The sequence below is a fragment of the Mesorhizobium sp. M7A.F.Ca.US.011.01.1.1 genome (assembly GCF_003998295.1).
Lineage (GTDB): Bacteria > Pseudomonadota > Alphaproteobacteria > Rhizobiales > Rhizobiaceae > Mesorhizobium.
The window spans coordinates 1-10,979 of sequence record NZ_RZRT01000026.1 but is presented as its reverse complement, the minus strand read 5'-3'; the positions used below and the strand labels follow the sequence as shown (position 1 = coordinate 10,979).

At 62.0% G+C, this 10,979-nt stretch carries 14 protein-coding genes, 2 tRNA genes and 1 pseudogene; 6 read left to right on the top strand and 11 right to left on the bottom strand.

The window, feature by feature from the left end:
• A partial coding sequence (locus tag EOA13_RS21690; RefSeq protein WP_245261238.1) for a GTP-binding protein occupies window positions 1-133 on the bottom strand: 133 nt, incomplete at its 3' end.
• 313 nt (window positions 134-446) lie between these two features.
• Between EOA13_RS21690 and EOA13_RS21685 the strand changes: the two genes are divergently transcribed.
• Both EOA13_RS21685 and EOA13_RS37970 read left to right on the top strand, forming a co-directional pair.
• A complete protein-coding gene (locus EOA13_RS21685) occupies window positions 447-1,334 on the top strand; it encodes a DMT family transporter (protein WP_127295759.1) in 888 nt (295 codons plus the stop codon).
• Window positions 1,335-1,510: 176 nt separating this feature from the next.
• Window positions 1,511-1,648, top strand: a complete 138-nt coding sequence (locus tag EOA13_RS37970) for a hypothetical protein (RefSeq protein ID WP_164778452.1) — start codon at window positions 1,511-1,513, stop codon at window positions 1,646-1,648.
• A gap of 74 nt (window positions 1,649-1,722) precedes the next feature.
• Here the strand turns inward: EOA13_RS37970 and EOA13_RS21680 are convergent, their stop codons facing one another.
• Window positions 1,723-1,980 (bottom strand): GlsB/YeaQ/YmgE family stress response membrane protein, encoded by a 258-nt coding sequence (locus EOA13_RS21680; protein ID WP_023812088.1) that lies wholly within the window; start codon window positions 1,978-1,980, stop codon window positions 1,723-1,725.
• Window positions 1,981-2,111: 131 nt separating this feature from the next.
• On the opposite strand from EOA13_RS21680, the gene EOA13_RS21675 reads away from it, so the two are divergent.
• Complete coding sequence (locus EOA13_RS21675; protein WP_127295757.1) at window positions 2,112-2,570, top strand: YidB family protein; 459 nt, start codon at window positions 2,112-2,114, stop codon at window positions 2,568-2,570.
• A 127-nt stretch (window positions 2,571-2,697) separates the two neighbouring features.
• On the opposite strand, the gene EOA13_RS21670 is transcribed toward EOA13_RS21675, so the two are convergent.
• From EOA13_RS21670 to EOA13_RS21650, 5 genes and pseudogenes are all read right to left on the bottom strand, one after another.
• Window positions 2,698-3,111 (bottom strand): MAPEG family protein, encoded by a 414-nt coding sequence (locus EOA13_RS21670; protein ID WP_127295755.1) that lies wholly within the window; start codon window positions 3,109-3,111, stop codon window positions 2,698-2,700.
• Between the two features lie 68 nt (window positions 3,112-3,179).
• Window positions 3,180-3,506 carry an SRPBCC domain-containing protein gene (locus tag EOA13_RS21665; RefSeq protein WP_245490447.1) on the bottom strand — a complete coding sequence of 109 codons (327 nt, stop codon included), beginning with the start codon at window positions 3,504-3,506 and terminating at the stop codon, window positions 3,180-3,182.
• Window positions 3,507-3,662: 156 nt separating this feature from the next.
• Window positions 3,663-3,979, bottom strand: a pseudogene (locus EOA13_RS21660) (metalloregulator ArsR/SmtB family transcription factor).
• A 175-nt stretch (window positions 3,980-4,154) separates the two neighbouring features.
• A tRNA-Gly gene (locus tag EOA13_RS21655) sits at window positions 4,155-4,228 on the bottom strand.
• An 89-nt stretch (window positions 4,229-4,317) separates the two neighbouring features.
• Window positions 4,318-4,402: transfer RNA gene (locus EOA13_RS21650), tRNA-Tyr, on the bottom strand.
• Window positions 4,403-4,600: 198 nt separating this feature from the next.
• Between EOA13_RS21650 and rlmB the strand changes: the two genes are divergently transcribed.
• A complete protein-coding gene (rlmB, locus tag EOA13_RS21645) occupies window positions 4,601-5,449 on the top strand; it encodes a 23S rRNA (guanosine(2251)-2'-O)-methyltransferase RlmB (protein WP_127295753.1) in 849 nt (282 codons plus the stop codon).
• Between the two features lie 209 nt (window positions 5,450-5,658).
• Here the strand turns inward: rlmB and EOA13_RS21640 are convergent, their stop codons facing one another.
• From EOA13_RS21640 to gcl, 3 genes are read right to left on the bottom strand one after another with little or no spacing between them, the layout of a single operon-like run.
• A complete protein-coding gene (locus EOA13_RS21640; RefSeq protein WP_127295751.1) occupies window positions 5,659-6,576 on the bottom strand; it encodes a 2-hydroxy-3-oxopropionate reductase in 918 nt (305 codons plus the stop codon).
• A gap of 42 nt (window positions 6,577-6,618) precedes the next feature.
• Complete coding sequence (gene hyi / locus EOA13_RS21635) at window positions 6,619-7,416, bottom strand: hydroxypyruvate isomerase (RefSeq protein WP_127295749.1); 798 nt, start codon at window positions 7,414-7,416, stop codon at window positions 6,619-6,621.
• 11 nt (window positions 7,417-7,427) lie between these two features.
• Window positions 7,428-9,209 (bottom strand): glyoxylate carboligase, encoded by a 1,782-nt coding sequence (gene gcl / locus EOA13_RS21630; RefSeq protein ID WP_127295747.1) that lies wholly within the window; start codon window positions 9,207-9,209, stop codon window positions 7,428-7,430.
• A 213-nt stretch (window positions 9,210-9,422) separates the two neighbouring features.
• On the opposite strand from gcl, the gene bhcR reads away from it, so the two are divergent.
• Complete coding sequence (gene bhcR / locus EOA13_RS21625) at window positions 9,423-10,244, top strand: HTH-type transcriptional regulator BhcR (protein WP_127295745.1); 822 nt, start codon at window positions 9,423-9,425, stop codon at window positions 10,242-10,244.
• A gap of 80 nt (window positions 10,245-10,324) precedes the next feature.
• On the opposite strand, the gene EOA13_RS21620 is transcribed toward bhcR, so the two are convergent.
• The gene (locus tag EOA13_RS21620; protein WP_127295743.1) at window positions 10,325-10,630 is read right to left on the bottom strand and encodes a BA14K family protein; all 306 of its coding nucleotides are present in this window, start codon (window positions 10,628-10,630) and stop codon (window positions 10,325-10,327) included.
• A gap of 168 nt (window positions 10,631-10,798) precedes the next feature.
• Here EOA13_RS21620 and EOA13_RS38360 point away from each other — a divergent pair.
• The coding region (locus EOA13_RS38360) for a hypothetical protein (protein ID WP_206535304.1) at window positions 10,799-10,979 on the top strand (181 nt) is incomplete at its 3' end.

Here is a 10,979-nt window from a genome sequence, read left to right as displayed (position 1 = left end):
TCTGGTCGTAGCGCTTGTATTCGCCAAAATACTTGGTGATCGCCGCCGTCAGCGACGTCTTGCCATGGTCGACGTGGCCAATCGTGCCGATGTTCACGTGAGGCTTGTTACGCTCGAATTTACCTTTTGCCATTGTCTCTTTCCTTGGACGGCCCGGATCTTCAGTTCGGTCGAAGACCTTCAGTTCAGTCGAATGCGGGGCGATTAGCGACAAAGGCCAAAAAACACAAGCGTCTTTTGGCCGGGTGCCGTCTCACTCAGTCCGAACCATCGATCCGATTGCGGGGATATGACGCTGATATAGGAAGGCTCTGGGCAAAATGAAGGGCTAGCGGGCCGACCCGATCGAGGCCGCGAAAGCGCTGGCTTGCTTGCCCGGCCCTGTCTGACACATGGCCAGGCCATGGACCATTGCCGCCGCCACCCGCCTCTGATCTTGTGACCAAATGCATTTCATCCCTGCCTCTGTCCGCGGCCCGCTGTTCATGATCGTCTCGACGGGGTCGTATCTCGTCAACGACACGATGATGAAGCTCGCGACGGCTGGCCTGCCGTCCTACGAAGTGCTGTTTCTGCGGGGTGCCGCGGCAGCCCTTTGGGGCTTCCCGCTGTTGTTCGCGCTGGGCTACGGCAAGCAGATCCCGCTGATCTTCGACAAGCGCGTACTGAGCCGGAACGTGCTCGAGCTGGCGGCGATCCTTTGCTATGTCGTCGCGCTCGCCAACATGCAGATCGCGGATTCCACCGCGCTCGGCCAGATCACGCCGCTCTTGATGCTGGTCGGCTCCTCGATCCTGTTTGGCGAGCGGATCGGCGGCCGGCGCATGGCGCTGATCGGGCTCGGCTTCGTCGGCGCGCTGATGGTGGCGCAGCCGACCATGCAAGGCATTTCGATCTACGCCCTGCTGGCGCTCGGCAACGCAGCCCTTGCGGCGGCGCGCGACCTTGCCGGCCGGCGGGTCGCGGCCGAGGTGCCGGGGATGATCGTGGCGATTTCCGCCGTCGTCGTGGTGCTGATCGGCGCCGGCGCCGCGCATCTGGTTTCCGAGCGCTGGGTCATGCCCGGGGCACATCACCTGCTGCTGATGGCCGGCGCCGGATTTTTCCTGATCTTCGGCCATTTCTTCATCTTCATGGCCTACCGTGTCGGACCGACAAGCGCCGTGGCGCCGTTCTACTATTGCTTCACCGTCTGGGCGGTCATTTCTGGCCTGCTGGTGTTCGGGCAGTTCCCCAACACACTGGCGATCTGTGGCATCCTGCTGGTCGTCGGCAGCGGGCTGACCATCGTGTCGCTGGATCAGCGCCAGCGCCGGCTGGCCGTCGTCGCCTAACGCATGTCGCCCAAAAGGGGCCCCGGTTTTGGGAGAACGACGTGCATAAACAAAACCTGGAGCCTCCGCATCCAAGCACCCGCGCATGAGCAGTTGCCGGGCCGAAAAAGATCGTCTACTCGGCGAAGCATCGTTCGTTCGACGACGACATGATCAATCAGCCAACGGAGTTCCCCGTGACCGATTTTGACCAGAACAAGAGTTCCGACGCCGAGCACAAGGCCGCCATCCGCAAGTCGCTTGTCGGCTGGGCGGTGTTCATCGCCGGAACGCTGATCTTTTTCGTCGCCGCCGATGCAGTGCTGATGCCATAGACGAGCCTCTGCACGTACCGGCCCGAAGCCGGTCTTGCCTTCGGAAACTCGAAACCTCAGACGATCCGCAGGCGCTAAAGCGTCCGCCTTGCGCTGAACTGATGGTAGGCCCACAGCACGACCACCGCTCCAACCACCGCGACGATCAGGCTGGAGATGTTGAGACCGGTGACACCCACGCCAAAGATCTGGCTGCAGATCACGCCGCCGACAATAGCGCCGACGATGCCGAGGACGATATCCATGATCAGGCCCTGGCCGGTCTTGTTGACGATCTTGCTGCCCAGGAAGCCGGCAATGGCGCCCAGAATGATCCAGCTGATGATACCCATTTTTTCCTCTCCATCCCCTCGCCAGCCGACATTTTCATAGGATTGTCAAAACCTCAAGCCAGCTTGAAATTCCGCCCGAATGCTTCATTGTTGAGGAGGGGTCGGGCCTTGGTCGCTATGGAGGATCCACTATGGGACTTTTTGACAATGCCGTTCCCGGCGGCAACATCACCAAACCCCTGATGATCGCGCTCGGCGCATTGCTGGTCGGCAAGAGCGGCAGAAGTGCCGAAGAGCCAGAACAGTCTCCCGCGCCCGCTCCGACCGCCCCCGTGCCGACGGAAACCACATCCGCCGACGGCGGCCTGGCTGGCGGATTGGGCGGCCTGCTCGACAAGCTCAGAAATGCCGGCCACGGCAATGCCGCCGACTCCTGGGTCGGCACCGGGCAGAACCAGCCGATCAACGCCAACGATCTTGGCGCCGCGATAGGACCCCAGATCATTCGCGAGATCGCGCAACGGACCGGGCTGGACGAGCAGGAACTGCTCAAGCAACTGTCCACCGCCCTGCCCGGCATCGTCGACAGACTGACGCCGAACGGCCAGGTGCCGCAGCAGCACCAGGTCGCCACCGCGTTCAACAGCTAGCGCGACCCGCACCCGCCCCTTGGAATGCTGCGCGGCTTGCCGCGCAGCATTTGGTCTGTTGTTTGCGCCTCATGTCCGGACGCACGACAATGCAGCCCCACTCGATTGCAAGCTCGTGTGCGGCCGGTCACTGGATGGCCGCCCAGCCCGTGACGATGACGAGGACAAGCGTGACGATGGCTCCCGAAACGTAGAGGATCGTCCTGATACTGCCTCCCTTGGCAGCGTTGCCGCCGCGCACGTAAACTCCCAGGTGAACCAGCCGGATCACCAGATGCAGCCAAACGATCACTGCCAGTATGACGGGGGCGACGCCAGCCATCATCGCCAGCAAAGCCGGGACGACGAAAGGCGCCAGCGCCTCGACCGAATTCATGTGCACGCGGTCGATCCTGTAGAGCAAATTGTCGTCATCGGCAGGGAGTACTGGGCCTGAAAGTACCCCGACACGGCCCTTGGACGAGCCCGAGTAGATCGCCAGCACGACCGACAAAAGGCAAAGCGCGAGCACTCCAACGATACTGAGCCAGTAGGCTTCCATTCTTCCCTCCGTTTCTTCGGATGACCGGATTGGGAACCGATTCGATCTTTGTGGCTGTCACACGGCCGTCACGTCGCCTGGCGAGAGCAAAGGTCGTGTAACCGGCGCAGGTAAAGTGGCCAGCCTTGATCGCTACCAACGCCATTGCGCACACCTTCCCAGCCTTCGCCATGCCGCTCGAAGTTCCGGTGCACGATCTCCACCCGCGTCCGGCTGTCCGTCTCCGCCGTGAAGCTGACTTCCCACTCGCTAGTCTTGTCCGGATCTGTTTCAACCTGCCATTGAGGGTTGATGTCCCAGCTCAGAAGCACTCGGTTGGGCGGCTCGTAGGCCAACACCCGGGCCCAGTGGCACTCGCTGCCGTCGACGCCTCGGTCATAGATGTGACCGCCCACTCGAGGCTCGAAAACCGTGTCGGCGATTGGCACTGCGAGTATGTTGTGCTCTCGAGGTTTGAACTGCCGAAGTCCTCGGTGAGATCTTGAAGGCCTTTGCGATCGGCGCCTCGACGACGATGGCGTGCCTCACAGGCGGGGGTGCTTGATGCGTGCTCATTCCTCTTCCTTCGACGATTGTTCGACGGCCACCTTGTAGGCAGCCAGGGTCTTGCCCCAGAACCGGTCGAGTTCGGCGCGCAAACTTGCCAGCCTTCCGGATCGACCCGGTAGATGCGTTGCTTGCCCAAGCGCGTATTGGCCACAAGGCCGGCATCCCTGAGTACTTTCAGGTGCTGCGAGACCGCCGGTCGGGTGACAGGAAGGACATACGCCAGTTCCCCGACCGAACAGGGGTGTTCGACCAGCAATTCAAAGATCGTGCGCCTGGTCGGATCGCCGAGCGCTGTCCAGCTGTTCACGTTAGTCTGCACTAACGCGAACCTACGCAAATGAACTTTTTCTGTCAACTCGTCGCGAGGCGCTGCCAGATCCGGAAGTTCTTCCGCTTCGCTTGTCGCTCAGTGACGACAAGCGAAGCGACACGGCTGTGAGACCTATGGCCCGGCATAAAGGTTAAGGGACGTTTCGAAAAAACAGATGGCTGGCTGGAGCGGGTAGCGGGAATCGAACCCGCATATTCAGCTTGGAAGGCTGCTGCTCTACCACTGAGCTATACCCGCGCCGTTCCTGAAGTACCGGATTCATCCGAAAAGCGCCATGCACTTTTCGGTCCGATTCTTTTTGCGTTTCAGGGCTTCCGGGCCGGCAGTGGTGGAGAGGGTTGGATTCGAACCAACGTAAGCTAAGCTAACGGATTTACAGTCCGTCCCCTTTAACCACTCGGGCACCTCTCCAGTCTGCCGCCGGAGCCATGCAACGAGGCATTCACGCCGATCCGGACCCGAGTTATGTGTTCTCCGAAACCAGCGCAGCGCCTTATGGCGGCAAGCCCATTGGGTGTCAACCGCGCAGCCAGGGTTTTTCGTTTCTGTTCGCCGGCTGCGGCGACGGGCCATATCCTTGGCCGGAGGAGACGGCTATAGAAGCCAGCCATGAGCGATAAAACCAACACACCCAAAGATACCCATTACGCCAAGCTGCGCCGCGCCTATCGCGACGAGAAAAGCGGCAGCGCGCCGGCATTCCGGCCCCGACAGCCGGTTCCGCCGGGCGAAAATGCCGCGGACGGCCTGGTGCGGCTCTACGGCCTGCACACCGTGCGCGCCGCACTCGACAATCCGCGCCGCAAGATCAGAAGGATGCTGGTGACGCGCAACGCGGCCGAGCGCCTCGAAATCGCCGATCTCGCCGCCCTGCCCTTCAAGACCGAACTGGTCGAACCCAGGGACATCGACAAGATCACCGGGTCGGACGCCGTGCATCAGGGTGTGCTGATCGAGGCCGAGCCGCTTAAAGCCAAGCGGCTCGATGCGCTTGGTGACGCGAAGCTGGTGCTGGTGCTCGACCAGATCACCGACCCGCACAATGTCGGCGCCATCCTGCGCTCGGCGGTCGCCTTCGGCGCCGGCGCGCTGATCACCACGGCCCGCCACAGCCCGCAGGAATCGGGCGTGCTGGCGAAATCCGCCTCCGGCGCGCTGGAGCACATCGACCAGATCGAGGTGAAGAACCTCGCCGACGCACTCGGCCTGCTGCACGAGGCGGGCTTCCGCACCATCGGGCTTGATTCGGACGCGCCGGCCGAACTCGAAAAGAGCTTTGCCGGAGAAAAGATCGCCCTGGTGCTGGGCGCCGAAGGCAAGGGCCTGCGCCAGAAGACACGCGAGACGGTGACGACGCTGGCGCGGCTCGACATGCCCGGCGCCATCCATTCGCTCAACGTATCGAATGCCGCGGCGATCAGCCTTTACGTGGCGCGGACATTTTTGAAGCGCGGCTAGAGCAATTCTAGGAAAAGTGTGAAGCGGTTTTCCTTCCAGAATTGCGTCAAGACAAAGAGTTAGAGCATTTCGCCATTTCCGTGAAACGGTGGAATGCTCTAAGCCAAAAATATCTCGAAACGAGAAACGGGTCCCGACAGACGCCGGAACCCGTTCTTCGACGGGCCAAGAGTTTGCGGCTTGGGAACGTTGCGCCGCCCTCTCCTGACCTATGCCGCTTTGCCCCTGGCGTCGGCTGCCTCGCTGCCGACCTCGAAATTGGCCATCCGCTCCAGCGCCCTGACCAGCGCCGAATGATCCTCCTTGGCGCCGCCATTGGCCGCGCAGGAATTGAACAGCTGTTGAGTCGTCGAGGTGTTGGGCAAGGAAACGCCGAGCGCCTTCGCGCCCTCCAGCGCGAGGTTCAGATCCTTCTGGTGCAGTTCGATGCGGAAACCAGGCGCGAAGGTGCGCTTGACCATGCGCTCGCCATGCACTTCCAGAATGCGCGAAGCCGCCAGCCCGCCCATCAGCGCCTGCCTGACCTTGGCCGGATCGGCGCCGGCTTTCGAAGCAAAAACAAGCGCTTCGGCGACGGCTTCAATGGTCAACGCGACGACGATCTGGTTGGCCACCTTGGTGGTCTGGCCGACGCCATTCGGTCCGACCAGGGTGATGTTCTTGCCCATCTTCTCGAAGATGGGTTTTGCGCGCTCGAAGGGTTTTTCCTCGCCACCGACCATGATGGTGAGCGACGCCGCCTTGGCGCCGACCTCGCCGCCCGAGACTGGTGCGTCGAGATAGTCGCAGCCGAGATCGTTGATCTTCTTTGCGAACATTTTGGTCTCGATCGGTGAGATCGAGCTCATATCGACGACCAGCTTGCCCTTCGACAGGCCGGACGCGACGCCATTGTCGCCGAACAGCACATCGGCCACCTGTGGCGTGTCGGGCACCATGGTGATGATGATGTCGGCAGCCTTGGCCACGGCGGCGTGGCCAGTGACTGACTTCAGCCCCTTGGCGACGAGATCGGCCGAGGGTTTCGATCGATGGTCGCTGGCGATGACCTGATAGCCCGCGTCCAGCAGATGCCCTGCCATCGGTGCGCCCATGATGCCAAGGCCGATGAAGCCGATGGTTTCCATTGTGGTTCTCCAAATGACTGTGTGAAACGCCCCCTCTAGTGCTTACGCCGCAGCACTTCCCTGCCCGGCCAACTCCCGAAGCCACCCCAAGCCAGCCTCCGTCCCGGCCATCGGCTTGTACTCAGCCCCGACCCATCCGGCATAACCGATGCGGTCGATATGCCCGTAGAGGAAGGGAAAATTGATCTCGCCCGTCCCCGGCTCATGACGGCCGGGATTGTCCGCAAGCTGGATATGCGCGATGCGGTCGAGATTTGCCTCGATGGTCCGGGCGAGATCCCCCTCCATGATCTGCATGTGATAGATGTCGTATTGCAGGAACAGGTTTTTTGAGCCGACGCGATCGATCAGCGCCAAGGCCTGATCGGAATAGTTGAGGAAGAAGCCCGGAATATCGCGCGTGTTGATCGGCTCTATCAGCAGCCTGATGCCGGCCTGCTCCAGCTTTTCCGCCGCGAAGGCGAGGTTTTCGGCAAAGACATCCTCCAGCACCTTGCGGTCGGCGCCCTTGGGCGCGATGCCGGCCAGGCAATTGACCTGCTGGCAGCCGAGCGCCTGCGCGTAGGTGATCGCCTTGGCGATGCCCTGGCGGAATTCCGGCACACGGTCCGGCAGCACCGCAATGCCGCGCTCGCCCTTGCCCCAGTCGCCCGCCGGCAGGTTGAACAGCACCTGGGTCAGGCCGTTCTTCTTCAACCGGGCCGCGACGACATCGGGCGCATGGTCATAGGGGCCGATATATTCGACGCCCTTGAAGCCGGCGCGGGCGGCGGCATCGAAACGGTCGAGAAACTCATGCTCGCCAAAGAGCATCGAAAGATTGGCTGAAAAACGCGGCATTCTTTTTTCTCCTAATCCAACATGACGATCGCGGTCGGCGCGTCTTCGTGGCTCTCGGCAAGGTCCTCGAACTCGGTGATCTTGTCGATCTCGGTGCCCATGGAGATGTTGGTGACGCGTTCGAGGATGAATTCGAGCACGACCGGCACCCGGTGCTCCTTCATCAGCCGCTGGGCCTCCTTGAAGGCACCGGCGAACTCCTCGGGCTTGCGCACCCTGACCGCCTTGCAGCCCATGGCCTCGGCGACGGCAACGTGGTCGACGCCGTAGCCGGCCTCGGGATCGCCTGACCGGTTGATGTTCTCGAAGGCAAGGTCGACCTCGAAGTCCATCGAGAAACCGCGCTGCGCCTGGCGGATCAGGCCGAGATAGGCGTTGTTCACGACGACATGCAGATAGGGCAATTTGTGCTGTGCGCCGACCGCCAGTTCCTCGATCATGAACTGAAAATCATAGTCGCCCGACAGCGCCACGATGGTGCGGTCCGGGTCGGCGGCGCGCACGCCAAGGGCCGCCGGCAAGGTCCAGCCGAGCGGGCCGGCCTGGCCGCAATTGATCCAGTTGCGCGGCTTGTAGACATGCAGGAACTGCGCGCCGGCAATCTGCGACAGGCCGATCGTGGTGACATAGGTGACGTCGCGGCCGAACGCCTTGTTCATCTCCTCATAGACACGCTGCGGCTTCAGAGGCACCTGGTCGAAATGCGTCTTGCGCTTCATCGTCTTCTTGCGGGCCTGGCATTCCTTAGCCCAGCCGGACCAGTCGCGCAGCTTGCCCGCCGTCTTCCATTCGGTGGCGACGTCGAGCAGCATCTTCAGTGCGGCACCGGCATCCGAAACGACGCCGAGATCCGGCGCGAAGACACGGCCGATCTGCGTCGGCTCGATGTCGACATGGATGAATTTTTTGCCCTTGGTGTAGACATCGACGGAGCCGGTGTGGCGGTTGGCCCAGCGGTTGCCGATGCCGAAGACGAAGTCGGCTTCCAGCATCGTCGCATTGCCATAACGGTGCGAGGTCTGCAGTCCGCACATGCCGGCCATCAGCCGGTGATCGTCGGGGATCGCTCCCCAGCCCATCAAGGTCGGGATGACTGGCACGCCTGAAATCTCGGCGAATTCGATGAGCAGATCGGACGCATCGGCGTTTATGATACCGCCGCCGGCGACGATCAGCGGCTTTTCGGCGGCGTTGAGCATCGTCAACGCCTTTTCGGCCTGGGCGCGCGTCATGGCCGGCTTGAACGGCGTCAACGGCTCATAGGCGTCGATGTCGAATTCGATTTCGGCGAGTTGCACGTCGACCGGCAGGTCGATCAGCACCGGGCCGGGACGTGACGAGCGCATCAGGTGAAACGCCTTCTGCAGCGCCATCGGGACGAGGTAGGGTTCCATGACGATGACCGCCCATTTGGCGACCGGCGCGGCAATGGCTGATATGTCGACGGCCTGGAAATCCTCCTTGTTCAGCCGCGCCCGCGGCGCCTGACCAGTGATGCACAGGATCGGAATGGAATCCGCGGCGGCCGAATAGAGCCCGGTGATCATGTCGGTGCCGGCTGGACCCGAAGTGCCGATGCACAGGCCGATATTGCCCGCCTTGGCCCGGGTGAAACCTTCCGCCATGTGCGAGGCGCCCTCGACGTGACGGGCAAGCACATGGCGGATCGTGCCCCTCGCCTTCATTGCCGAATAGAACGGATTGATCGCCGCGCCCGGCACGCCGAAAGCGCAGGAAATGCCTTCCTTTTCGAGAACGAGAACCGCGGCATCGACAGCGCGCATCCTGGCCATTTTCCAGCCCTCCACAGGTTTGTCATTGTTGGATTGGCCAAGGATGTCAGCACGCCGGTTATTTTTCAATTTTTTCAGAATATTTTTTCATTTCTAGAAAACGGCGTCATTTTCTTGATTTTATTTGATTTTCTGTTTTCCAAGAATCCACCCGCGAACGTAGTGAAAAACTTTTTCATTGTGCATTTGGCGAAACCGGCCGAGATTGACTGCATGGAAACCACCGAAAAACGCCAGCGCGGACGGCCGCGCGCTTTCAACGGGCCATCGGAGGCCAGTTCGGTGCAGTCGCTCGACCGGGCGCTGCGCATCCTGGCCATTGTCGCGGAAGGCAGCGGCCTGTCGCTGAGCGAGATCTCTGCGCAGAGCGGCCTTGCCGCCTCCACCGCCTACCGCATGCTGACGACGCTGCAAAACCACGGCATGGTCGAATTCGACACATCAGACCAGCTCTGGTCGATCGGCGTCGAGACCTACCGCATGGGCGCGGCCTTCCTGCGCCGCCGCAAACTGGTCGACCGCGCCCGTGTCGTCATGCAGGAGCTGATGGAAAGAACCGGCGAGACCGCCAATCTCGGCGTCGCCGAGGACGATTGCGTGGTCTTCGTCAGCCAGGTCGAGACGCACCAGGCGATCCGCGCCTTCTTCCGGCCGGGCACGCGCAGCCCCTTCCATGCGTCGGGCATCGGCAAGGCGGTGCTGGCGCATCTCGAGCCGGAGCGCGTCGGAACCATCCTGCGCAAGGCAGGCCTGCAGCGCTTCACCGACAGGACGCTTTCCGACATTTCGGCCCTTGCCCACGATCTGGCGCGGATCAAGCTGCGCGGCTGGTCGGTCGACGACGAGGAGCGGCACCCCGGCATGCGCTGCGTGGCAGCGGCCATCTTCAACGAATTCGGCGAGCCGATCGGCGGCGTTTCGGTGTCGGGACCGACGGTGCGGGTGACGCCGGAGCGGTTGGCCGAGATCGGCCCGCTGGTGCGCGATGCCGCCGCCGAGGTGACCCGGATGATCGGCGGCATCAGGGCGACCTGACGGTCCGATCGTTTCAAGCACAGCGAAAAGAGGGGCTGCGGGGCGCCCCTCTTTTCAGTGATTGAAAACGCCACCTCCTCTCAAAGCCGGCAGTAGTGGCGATAACCGTCGCGGCCGAGATAGGTATCGGAGTCCGCGTCGTAGCTGGCGTAACGATCATAGCAGCGGCGGACGTGCCACGAGCCGCCGCCTTCGTCGACATAGACGGTACGCGGCTGGGCGAGCAGGCTGCCGAGGACGAAGCCGCCGACGCCGGCGGCAATGCCGATGCCGATTTCGCGGTTGTGGTGATAGCTGTGGGCGGCCGAGGGCTGGACGGTGCCGGCCAGCGTGGCGGCGGCAACTGCAGTGGCGATGAGGCCGGAAACGAGTGTGCTCTTGAACATGACGATCTCCTTGCTTCGTTGACCGAGGCGATCCATCCGCCTCTTGATCATCTGTCGTCGCGGCCCGGAAAAGGTTCGAATCTTTTTTCGATTTTTCTGGGATCGGGGAAATCGGATCGACCGAGGTCATGCTGACGGCGACCTTGCGAGAGCTTGGCGAAGAAGTTGATGCGGCTGATCTCCCCCCTGTTTGGACCGGAGACATCGCGAACAGGTGTGCGGGGACATCGCGAACAGTTTTGTCACTTATCGTCTGCAGAGGTTGAGGTCGACTGTTTCTATTTTCTGATGTCTGAAGAAGGCTTGGAAGACGCCGTCCTTGCCGGTGGGGGTGAAGGCCACGGCTTTC

Excerpts from the sequence above, each read along its gene's own strand:
- EOA13_RS21685 (WP_127295759.1), top strand. The coding sequence starts at position 447 with ATGCATTTCATCCCTGCCTCTGTCCGCGGCCCGCTGTTCATGATCGTC.
- EOA13_RS21680 (WP_023812088.1), bottom strand. The coding sequence starts at position 1,980 with ATGGGTATCATCAGCTGGATCATTCTGGGCGCCATTGCCGGCTTCCTG.
- EOA13_RS21675 (WP_127295757.1), top strand. The coding sequence starts at position 2,112 with ATGGGACTTTTTGACAATGCCGTTCCCGGCGGCAACATCACCAAACCC.
- EOA13_RS21670 (WP_127295755.1), bottom strand. The coding sequence starts at position 3,111 with ATGGAAGCCTACTGGCTCAGTATCGTTGGAGTGCTCGCGCTTTGCCTT.
- rlmB (WP_127295753.1), top strand. The coding sequence starts at position 4,601 with ATGAGCGATAAAACCAACACACCCAAAGATACCCATTACGCCAAGCTG.
- EOA13_RS21640 (WP_127295751.1), bottom strand. The coding sequence starts at position 6,576 with ATGGAAACCATCGGCTTCATCGGCCTTGGCATCATGGGCGCACCGATG.
- hyi (WP_127295749.1), bottom strand. The coding sequence starts at position 7,416 with ATGCCGCGTTTTTCAGCCAATCTTTCGATGCTCTTTGGCGAGCATGAG.
- gcl (WP_127295747.1), bottom strand. The coding sequence starts at position 9,209 with ATGGCCAGGATGCGCGCTGTCGATGCCGCGGTTCTCGTTCTCGAAAAG.
- bhcR (WP_127295745.1), top strand. The coding sequence starts at position 9,423 with ATGGAAACCACCGAAAAACGCCAGCGCGGACGGCCGCGCGCTTTCAAC.
- EOA13_RS21620 (WP_127295743.1), bottom strand. The coding sequence starts at position 10,630 with ATGTTCAAGAGCACACTCGTTTCCGGCCTCATCGCCACTGCAGTTGCC.